Genomic DNA, 2,352 nt, shown 5'->3' with positions numbered 1-2,352 from the left:
GTCTAATAACATCGCGGTAAATACGTCCGCGATGAGACCCGTATCCGCCCCGTCGGAAACTTCCCCGCTATCACGGGCCCGTTCGACTATGGCGGCGTATGCGGCACGGCGCGGTTCGGCGATGACCTGTTCCACGGTTTCACGCAGTTGCGGATCGCGGTTGATGGAGGCCGCGATCGCGGACAGGATCGCATCCCGTGGGCCATTGCGGTCGAGATACATGGCGCCCACGGCGAGCAGATCGGATCGCAGACTGCCCGTATCGGGCAATGGTTCGGTCCAAGCCAGCATCCGGACCGCGTCACGAACCAGCTCCGACTTGTCCTTCCAGCGCCGGTAGACGGTGGCGCGGCTCGCGCCCGCTCGCGCAGCGACGGAATCCATTGTCAGCCGGTCGTATCCGACCTCGGGAAGGATCTCGCTGACGGCGGCCAGAAGTGCGATGTCGCGTTCCGGATCCCGGGGGCGACCGCCGGATTTCGGCCTGGTGGCATCGTCTGGTGGCAGCACATGGTGCAGCATATCCCCTGCGTAGTTACGAAACAACTGTGTCCTGTATCGCATTTGCAGATACGAAACAGGCATCTACTGTTTCGTAAACGACCGAACCGAGGGGATGGCATGATTGCTGGTCAGGGCGGGAGAATCGGAGATGCTGAGCTGACTCGGCGCCGTCTGTTAGCCATCGGAGGGGGGCTCCTTGCCGCGGCGTGTACGACACATGGCTCCGGGGCGGATGTACTCACCGACGACACGGGACTACGCGCCATCGTTCGGGGCCGCGTGCTTCTCCCCGGTGATGCCGGCTTCGATCACGCCCGCACGCCGTGGAATCTGACCGTCGATCAGTCTGTCCGCGCCGTCGTGGAACTCGCCGACGCCGACGACGCACCTGCGCTGATCCGATATGCCCGGGAGGCAGGCCGCGCACTCACGGTGCAGCCGAACGGCCATAACCCCTCGCATGCCGTGGACGGCACAATCCTGGTGCGCACCAATCGGCTGAACGAGGTGCAGATCGATCCCGGCACCCGAATCGCACGGGTCGGCGCGGGCGTCAACTGGGGTCAGGTGCAGGCGGCGGCCAGCCCACACGGGCTGACCGGCGTGGCGGGCAGTTCACCAGTCGTCGGAGTCACCGGCTACACCCTCGGTGGCGGATTGAGTTGGTTCGCACGGCGATTCGGGTGGGCTTCCGACAGCGCCACCGCATTCGACATTGTCGACGCCGATGGCCGGGCACGACGGGTCACCGCGTCGTCGGAGCCGGATCTGTTCTGGGCGTTGCGGGGTGGCGGCGGTGACTACGCACTCGTTACGGCGCTCGAGTTCACGCTGTACCCGGTGCCGGCCCTCTATGGCGGAAAGATGCTGTGGCCCATCGATCGCGCGGCGCGGGTGATGGCGGCGTTCCGGGAGATCACCGCGAACGCACCCGACGAGCTCACCGTCTGGTTCAGCCTGCTGCGCATGGACGGTGCCCCGCCGATGGTCGGTATCGACACCACCTATCTCGGTGACGCGACCACGGCTCAGGCCCTGCTGGGAGCATTCGACGGTATCGACGGCCGCATGGTCGACAGCCGCAGGCCGATGACGACTGCTGAGCTGGGCACGATCGTCGGCGAACCCACCGCTCCCAGTTCGATTCGCTCGCATGTCGAGTTGTTGGACGGGCTGACCGACGTCGATGTCGAGGCGCTGCTGACGACGTCGATGGAGCCTCTGGGCGCTATCCAGATTCGTCACCTGGGCGGGGCGATCGCGCGGCAGTCGGACAGTTCACCTGGTGCTGTCGCCGCGCCCTACTACATCAGTTTCATCGGCGGTCAGCCGACACCGGAAGCAGCTGCGGCGAACGAGAATCGGATCCAGCTGTACCTCGGCGCACTCGACCGGTCGCGGGGCCGACGAACGCCGCTCACACTGCTGAGCCCCACGCAAGCGGCCATCGACGCCTTCGACCCCGGGACTCTGCATCGACTGCGCGGCGTCAAGAGCAGCGTGGATCCAACGGGCGTATTCCGCAGCAACTTTCCCGTTCTGGACCAGGCCGCCGGGCGCTGAGCACTGTAGCGCGTCTACATCCCGGCCACGCTCGCCGGACGCACTGAGTTGGACTCACAGTGAACTGAGACAGGAGAATTGTGGTATCGCACCTTCAGCCAGAAAAGGCCGGTCCGTCGGATATCGACTCGGCACAGGCCGACCCACGCCGCTGGATCGCATTCGCGACAACACTGGCGGCCGGCGTCATGGATCTTCTCGATTTCACCCACGTCCATTTTTCGGGGCCGCACAATCTGGCACTTATAGGGGGCCAGTATGCCCAAATAGTATTGATACAACCCC

2 protein-coding genes and 1 pseudogene are annotated in these 2,352 nt (G+C 64.9%); 2 read left to right on the top strand and 1 reads right to left on the bottom strand.

Translation table 11 applies throughout. The annotated features are described in order from the left end of the window. A partial coding sequence (locus tag ACFWPJ_RS30620) for a TetR/AcrR family transcriptional regulator (RefSeq protein WP_378856665.1) occupies positions 1 to 522 on the bottom strand: 522 nt, incomplete at its 3' end. Between ACFWPJ_RS30620 and ACFWPJ_RS30615 the strand changes: the two genes are divergently transcribed. Together ACFWPJ_RS30615 and ACFWPJ_RS30610 are read left to right on the top strand one after the other, a co-directional pair. Then, positions 511 to 2,067, top strand: a complete 1,557-nt coding sequence (locus tag ACFWPJ_RS30615; RefSeq protein ID WP_378856663.1) for an FAD-binding oxidoreductase — start codon at positions 511 to 513, stop codon at positions 2,065 to 2,067. The genes ACFWPJ_RS30620 and ACFWPJ_RS30615 overlap by 12 nt on opposite strands. A gap of 80 nt (positions 2,068 to 2,147) precedes the next feature. Next, a pseudogene (locus tag ACFWPJ_RS30610) lies at positions 2,148 to 2,352 on the top strand (hypothetical protein); the annotation flags it as partial.

The sequence above is a fragment of the Nocardia sp. NPDC058497 genome, from assembly GCF_042720195.1.
Taxonomy (GTDB): domain Bacteria; phylum Actinomycetota; class Actinomycetes; order Mycobacteriales; family Mycobacteriaceae; genus Nocardia.
Note: the sequence above shows the minus strand (reverse complement) of the source record. Positions and strands in the feature narration are given on the sequence as shown.